General features: G+C 65.3%; 6 protein-coding genes. 1 reads left to right on the forward strand and 5 read right to left on the reverse strand.

The annotated features are described in order from the left end of the window. The 5 genes from infB to JXA24_00025 form a co-directional block, all read right to left on the reverse strand. On the reverse strand, positions 1-2,402 hold a 2,402-nt coding region (infB, locus tag JXA24_00005), incomplete at its 3' end, for a translation initiation factor IF-2 (GenBank protein MBN1282142.1). Between the two features lie 47 nt (positions 2,403-2,449). Further along, on the reverse strand, positions 2,450-3,919 hold the full coding sequence (gene nusA, locus JXA24_00010) for a transcription termination/antitermination protein NusA (GenBank protein MBN1282143.1): 1,470 nt from the start codon (positions 3,917-3,919) through the stop codon (positions 2,450-2,452). A gap of 58 nt (positions 3,920-3,977) precedes the next feature. Then, positions 3,978-4,481, reverse strand: coding sequence for a ribosome maturation factor RimP (locus JXA24_00015; protein MBN1282144.1), 504 nt, complete (start codon positions 4,479-4,481; stop codon positions 3,978-3,980). Between the two features lie 336 nt (positions 4,482-4,817). Further along, on the reverse strand, positions 4,818-5,873 hold the full coding sequence (locus JXA24_00020) for an Ig-like domain-containing protein (protein MBN1282145.1): 1,056 nt from the start codon (positions 5,871-5,873) through the stop codon (positions 4,818-4,820). Beyond that, entirely contained in the window at positions 5,870-6,532 is a 663-nt protein-coding gene (locus JXA24_00025; GenBank protein ID MBN1282146.1) for a hypothetical protein, read from the reverse strand. The genes JXA24_00020 and JXA24_00025 overlap by 4 nt, the downstream gene beginning before the upstream one ends. 177 nt (positions 6,533-6,709) lie before the next feature. Here JXA24_00025 and JXA24_00030 point away from each other — a divergent pair. After that, positions 6,710-7,555 (forward strand): MBL fold metallo-hydrolase (locus tag JXA24_00030; GenBank protein MBN1282147.1); only part of this gene is annotated, 846 nt, incomplete at its 3' end.

Consider the following 7,555-nt stretch of genomic DNA (forward strand, 5'->3'; position numbering starts at 1 on the left):
GCCTTCTTCTCTATTATGTACGCCTCGATGATGTCGCCGGCCTTGATGTCGTTGAAGTTCTCGAGGCCGATGCCGCACTCGTAGCCCTCGGTCACCTCCTTCACGTCGTCCTTGAAGCGCTTGAGCGACGAGAGCCTGCCCTCGAAGACTATCGACTGGTCGCGCACGAGCCTGGCCAGCCCGTTGCGCTGGATCTTGCCCGAGACCACCTGGCACCCGGCGATCGAGCCGACCTTCGTGATCCTGAACACCTCGCGGACCTCCGCCTGGCCGAGCGCGACCTCCTTCTCCTCGGGGGCCAAGAGCCCCTCCATCGCCTTTCTGACCTCGTCGATCATCTCGTAGATGATGCGGTAGCATCGCACGTCTATCTTCTCGCGCTCCGCCGCCTGCCTCGCCTTGCTGTCCTGCACCACGTTGAACCCGAGCACCACCGCGTTCGAGGCCGATGCCAGCATCACGTCGCTCTCGGTTATCCCTCCCACTCCCTGGTGCAGGATGTTGAGCCTGACCTTGTCGGTCGAGAGCTTCTCTATCGCCTCCGAGACCGCCTCCGCCGAGCCCTGCACGTCGGCCTTGAGTATCACAGGCAGCTGTTTGGCCTCCCCCTCCGCCATCTGCTTCGAGAGGTCCTCGAGGGATACGTGGATCGGGCCCGTGAGCTCGCGCTCGCGGTCCTTCTGCCTGCGCTGCTCGGCCACGAGCTTCGCGCTGCGGTCGTCCGCAACCGCCACCATCTCGTCGCCCGCCTTCGGCACGCCGGTGAGCCCCAGTATGGCGACCGGCTTGGAAAGCCCGGCCTCGGCGACCTTCTTACCCTCCGCGTCGAACATCGCGCGCACCTTGCCCTCGTAGAGGCCGCAGACGAGGCTGTCTCCGTCCCGGAGCATGCCCTCCTGTATGAGGACCGTGGCCACCGGGCCGCGGCCCTTGTCGAGCGCCGCCTCGACCACTATGCCCTTCGCGCGGAGGGTCGGATCGGCCTTGAGCTCCAGCACCTCGGCCTGGAGCAGTATCATCTCCAGTAGCTGGTCTAAGCCCTGCTTGGTCTTGGCCGATGTGGGGACGCAGATCACGTCGCCGCCCCAGTCCTCGGGCACCAGGCCGTGCTCGGTGAGCCCCTGCTTCACGCGGTCGGGCTGCGCGTCGGGCTTGTCGATCTTGTTGATCGCCACGATCAGCGGCACCTCCGCCGCCTTGGCGTGGGATATGGCCTCGATGGTCTGGGGCATGATGCCGTCGTCGGCCGCGACCACGAGCACCACGATGTCGGTCGCCTGTGCGCCGCGGGCGCGCATCTCGGTGAACGCCTCGTGGCCCGGCGTGTCGAGGAACGTTATCGTGCCCTTGGGGTGGCGCACCTCGTATGCGCCGATGTGCTGGGTGATGCCGCCAGCCTCGCCGTCCACCACGTTGCTCTTTCGGATGACGTCCAGGATGGAGGTCTTGCCGTGGTCGACGTGACCCATGACCGTCACGACCGGCGGCCTGTGCACGAGGTTCGAGGCCGACGCATGCGCCTCCGGCTCCACGAGGATCTGCTCCTCCTTGAAGGCGGTGTGCTCCACCTTGTAGCCCTGCTCCTCGGCGATGAGAGAGGCGGTCTCAGGATCGACCGCCTGGTTCACCGTGGCCATGACGCCCAGCGCCATGAGCCTCTTTATGATCTCCCCGGCCTTGATCCCGAGCGCCTGCGAGAGCGCGGAGACCGATATGCCGTCCTCGACCCTGATCACCTTCTTTATCGCCCTGGCCTCGGTGACCTGCGTCTTCTTGAACTCGCGGCGCACGGCGCGCTTCTTCTTTGAGCTGGGCACGGGCTGGAAGACCCTGTCCGCGAACCCCGGGGCGGCCGCCTCCGCGCCCTCGAGGGAGGCGCCCACGAACTGCTTGAGACCGCCGCTGCGCTCGATCGTCTCCATCTCGATCTCCGCGCGGCTCTTGCGGCGGCGCGGCCCCCTCTTGAGGCGGTCGCGCCAGGTGTCCTTTACCGCTCCGACGGGGGTCGGAGCAGCGCTCGCCGCAGCCTCGAGGTTGATGTAGCCCACCACGCCTATCTTGCGCTCCGCCTCCGACGGCGCGGAGAGGGCGGGGCCGGGCGTTCCGCGCGCCTCGGGGCCGTGGATCGAGTCGGTGCCGGTCCTGCGCTGGGGCTCGCGGGCCTCGGCGGCCTGCGGAGGAAGCGCGGCCCGGGCCTCGCCCTTCGCCGCCTCAGCCGCAGCCGCAGCCTCGCCCGCCGACTCTGCGGCGGAGGGGGCCGGGGCCTCCCCGGCGCCCTCGGCCTCAGGCGGGATCTCGACCTCGACCTTCTTCGCGCGCCTGCGGATCACCGTGGGCTTCACGCGCTTCTCGACGACCTGCGTCTGTATCTCTATCTGTCCCTTTTCGTTCTCAACTGACATCGCCGGCTCCCGTCATTAGCAGGGTTGATCGGTCCAATACCATGCGCTCATTTCTGCGCCTCGTCCTCCTCCTTCGCCTCCACCGGGTCGCAGACCGCCTCGGGCAGAGCTCCCTCCTCCGGAGCGGGTTCCGCCGCTGCCGCTTCGGCAGCCGCCTCGGCAGCCGCCTGCGCGGCCGCCTCCGCCGCCAACGCCGCAGCCTCCGCCTCCTGCTGCTTGCGTAGGGCCATCTCCTCCTCCTCGACCTTTATGATCTCGGCGATCATCTCGTGCGTCGAGAGGCCCTTCTCCACCGCCCCCTTCGCCTTCGCGTGCGCCTGCTCCAGCAGCTCCCTGCCGACGCCCGGGACCTGGGCCAGGTCCTCCGGGGTCGACGACGCGATGTCCTCGAAGCTGCGGAACGAGTGCGAGTAGAGCATCATCGCGGTGCCGTCGTCCACGCCCAGCACCTGGGAGAGGACCTTGCGCGCGCGGGCCGCGACCTGCTCGATGCGGGTCTCGCTGTAGACGTCGATGTTCCAGCCGGTGAGCTGCGCGGCCAGCCTCACGTTCTGGCCCCTGCGGCCGATGGCGAGCGAGAGCTGGTCGTCGGGGACCACCACCTCCATCGCGTGCTCGCGATCGCGGATGATCACCTTCACGACCTCCGCGGGAGCGAGCGCGTTGCAGACGAAGCGCGCGGAGTCGCTGTCCCACGCCACTATGTCGATCTTCTCGCCCTTGAGCTCGCCGACCACGCTCTGAACGCGCGAGCCCTTCATGCCCACGCAGGCGCCGACCGGGTCCACGTCCGAGTCGCGGGAGGAGACCGCGATCTTCGATCTGACGCCCGGCTCGCGCGCCGCGGCCCTTATCTCGACTATGCCCTCCGCGATCTCGGGGACCTCCATGGTGAAGAGCGCGATGAGAAGCCCGATGTTGCGCCTGGAGAGGACGACCGGCGGCCCCTTGCCCTCCTTGTCTATCCTGAGGAAGAACCCCTGAAGCCTCTCGCCGGCCCGGTAGCTCTCGGAGGGGACCTGCTCCTGCTTCGGGACCGCCGCCTCGGTTCGGCCGAGGTCCACCACCATCTCGCCCTTCTCGAAGCGGCGGACGATCCCGGTGATCAGCTCGCCGAGCCTGCCCTTGTACTCCTCGAATACGATGTTGCGCTCCGCCTCGCGGACCTTCTGTATGATCACCTGCTTGGCGGTCTGGGCCGCGATGCGGCCGAAGACGGAGGGGTCCATCTTCACTCCGATGCTGTCGCCCGGCTGCGCCTCCGGATCGAGCTGGCGCGCCTCATCGAGGGTCATCTCGGTGTTCGCGTCGTTGATCTGCTCGACCGCGGTCTTGAACTGGAAGAGCTCGATCTCGCCGTTCTCGTCGTTGAAGTGCGCCTCGAGCTCGCCCAGGTGCCCCCACTTCTTGCGGGCGGCCGTGAGAAACGCGGTCTCGATGGCCTCGATGATCATCTCGCGCGGGATGCCCTTGTCCTTGCTGACCTGATCCAGCACCCTGCTCAGGTCCTGAAACATTGTGGTTCCCATTGCCCCTTCCTCCTCGTATATATTCCGATTGTCGTTTCCGTCCCGTTCAACCTGCGACCCGCCTCTCCCCCTTCGCGGGCATTATCTCCACAGGATCGAGCCTTGCCCTGCCGATCTTCTCCATCGGGACCATGAACTTCGTCCCGTCGATCGAGACAGCCACCTGGCCCCCCTCGACGCCGATCAGGATGCCCCTGAAATTGCTGCGCCCCCCTATCGGCTCCACCGTCTTTATCCTGGCCCGCTCGCCGGTGTATCTCTTGAAATCGTCCTCGGTCCTCAGGGGCCTGAATATGCCCGGCGACGAGACCTCGAGGTTGTAGGCTGCGGGTATGAAGTCCTCGACCGCTATGGCGTCCTCCACCGCATGTGAGGCCCTGGCGCAGTCGCCCACGGTCACTCCGCCCTCCCGGTCTACAAAGAGCCTGAGCTGCCAGCGGCCGTCCTCAAAGGTGAACTCGCATGCGACCAGGGAATAGCCCAGGTTGGCGAGTATGGGGGCTGCGACCGCCTCGGCCCTTTTCTCTATCTCTTTGCAATCCATCGCCATGGTTCGGGATAAAAAAAATGGGTCCCAACGGGCCCATTCGCGAGAAAAATCACATGAGCTGACAACGCGCCGGACTATATACAAAAGGCTCTCCTTCGCAAGGTTTTTTAAAACAGCTGCAGTTCCGATGATCATCGGCGAGGCATCTAAGATGCCGTAATTAATCTTTATTTGAATATTTTTCGATCGAAATGATCGATCAGACCTTGATAATTAACTTTAATTTAACTAAATAAACTTCTAATAAATATGGTTATTTAATCATAAATTCTTAGTATAAAAAACATCTATTTTATATAATCTAAAATGTTTTCTAATATATTATATATAAGTATTTCAGGGCATGCCCGGGGTGGGATCGTCGATGGCCTTGAAGTCCTGGGAATTGTCCCTGGTATCGATGCCGTCGGTCCTGGAGAGGGACTGGCCCGGATTCACGTCGATCGCCGGCGCGCCGAGATAGCACTCAAGGCCGTTTGCAGCGGTCTCAGGGAGGGGCTCGCCGTAGCCGAGGGCGTCGAGGAGGGAACCCGCCTCGTCGAGCAGCTGCACGCAGTCGGGCCCGTTCTGCGGATCGAAATTGAGTATGAAGTCGGCCGCCGCCACGTTGCTCACCCCCGGCTGCCCGGTTATGGCGTCGGCAACCACATATATGCCCTGATCGCTCAGCCGGGCCCCCTCAGGAAGCCTTATGGACTTGACCGACGCGCCGTCCGCTCCGTTTACGAGCTCTATCATGTAGTCCGATATCTCTTTCCCCGCCTCGCCTCTGAGCTCCACGAAGACGTCCCCCTCCGTGTCGGAGCCGGCCGCATCGTAGAGGATCTCGTTTATCACGATGTACGAAGGCCTCTCCTTGACGGGCGTGCTTGTCCCTGCGGCACCTGACCCACCGCCGGAGGCCGAAGCCTCCCCATCGAACCACTCCACGCTGAACCTGCTCACAAACGGTGTCGGCGAGCGGCCGGCGCTCTGGTTCAGCGGCAGCCCCTCCTCGCTTTGGATCGCGCCGGTGGCCAAGATCATGTAGCGCGCCCCGGGCTCGTAGCCCTGAGCGGGCCGGAAGACCGCGACGCGGCCGTCGGAGGAAAACTCGTACAGCCCCTCCATGCCGCTGGCCTTGCCGCGGTCCAGGTCGCTGACCACCCCGTCTATCTCCTCAGAGTCGTCCATGAGCACGGCGAGGCTCGAGGGATTCACGGTGTCGATCGAGACCGCCCTGGAGAACTCGATCTCAACGGGGGCGCACGCGGAGACCACGTCGAGGTCGGCGGGGCTCACCGAGACCACAAAGGGCTGGAGCCGGACGAGCGACTCGTACGGCTCCCAGCCGACCCCGCCGCAGCCGGCGGCGAAGATCGCCGCAATGAATGCGACCGATCGCATCCTCATCCGCCCCTCCCCCGCTCTTCGGGCGCCTCGCAGAGCGCCCCGCCCGCCGCCCTGCCGAACCAGCCCTCGGTCATGCCGTCCAGCGCCGCCGCCGCCTCGCGGCACGCGACCGAGCGGAGGAATATCTTGTGCTCCACCACCGCCGGGTCCTTCGCCCTGCCCTTGAGGAGGGCGAGAAGCGCCGCCTCCTCGCCGAACCCCTCGACCGCATAGTAGCTCTTCGCCACCTGCGCGATTATTTCGTTGCGCGTCGCCACGACCCTGCGCGCCTCTGCCGATGCGGCGAGCTGCTTGGAGGAGAAGACCGACTCGCCGAGATCCCAGACCGCCCTGAATCCCAGGTTGTGATCGACGGTCGAGCCGCTGTTGTACTTCCCCTCCTCCGGCCCGACCACCACGCCGCTGGCGCCAACGTAGACGTTGTCGTTTATGTTGATGTCGATGTCGTTTCTGAACCTGTGGCCGTAGTCGATCTGGACCCTGGGAACGAAAGCCGCCTGCCTGGCCTTCCGCCTCCAGCCCGCCGCCTCGGCCACGTCGATGCGGGCGCATGAGATCGCGACCCTCTCCACCTCGCGCACAGGGGGCAGCTGCGGCCCCGCTCCCGCCCGGGCGATTGCCATGGCCATGATGCCCGCGATGATCGCCATAGGATGCATGACCGTTTCCCTAGCACGTACCGTGCCACAAAATTTCCCTTCAAAATGAAGGGGCCGTCCAGCGCAGGGTGCACAAAAACGCTGCAGGGGTGCAGCGATTTTGTGCACCCCCGGCCCCTGACCCTCGCGAACTCTCAGGGCTTTTTCCCGGCACGGTCCGTGCAACTGCACCGGGGCATGAGAAGAGCGATGATCGCGATGGCCGCCCTCATGGTCGCCGGCTGCGGCATCCCTCGGCTGTCCAGGGACGCCGGCAGCCGCGCGTACGCGCCGGGGCCCGCCGCCGAGCAGACCGGGGAGGGGCTCAGGATCACCGCCATAGACGTGGGCCAGGGCGACTCGATCCTCATAGAGGCGCCCTCCGGCGAGGCCGTTCTCGTGGACGCGGGCCCGGCCGGCGCAGGCAGGTTTTCGGTCCTGCCGCTGCTCGCTGAGCGCGGGATCGAGAGGCTCAGCGCGGTCATCGTCACCCATCGCCACTCCGACCACTACGGCGGGCTCGGGGAAATCGCGGCAGGTCCCGACGGGGCGGCAGGCACAGGAGACGACTTCGCAATCGAGGTGATATATGGAAGATCGAAACAGGACTGCCCTGAAGCTCATCCTCCTTCGGACGATGGGGCACTCGCCCCATGTCCCGGGCAGACCCTTTCTGCCGGCGACCGCATCGAGCTTGGGGATCTCTCTCTGGAGGTTGTGGCTGCGAATGCAGCGCTCGCGGACAAAACGGCAGTCGATGCCGGAGATCCGCCCGACGAGAACGCCATGAGCGTCGCGCTGCTCCTTGAATATTCCGGCTTCAGGATGCTCCTCGCCGCGGACATCACGGGCGGCGGCGGGAACCCTCCCTATCAGACGCCGGATGTCGAAACCCCGCTCGGAGCCATCGTCGGCGACATAGACATCCTCAAGGTCGCGCACCACGGGAGTGCTACGAGCTCGAACCGGGCGTTCCTCGACGCGACCTCGCCCGAGGTCGCGATCATCTCCGTGGGCGACGGCAACGACTACGGCCACCCGCAC

This window comes from Pseudomonadota bacterium (genome assembly GCA_016927275.1).
Taxonomy (GTDB): domain Bacteria; phylum UBA10199; class UBA10199; order 2-02-FULL-44-16; family JAAZCA01; genus JAFGMW01.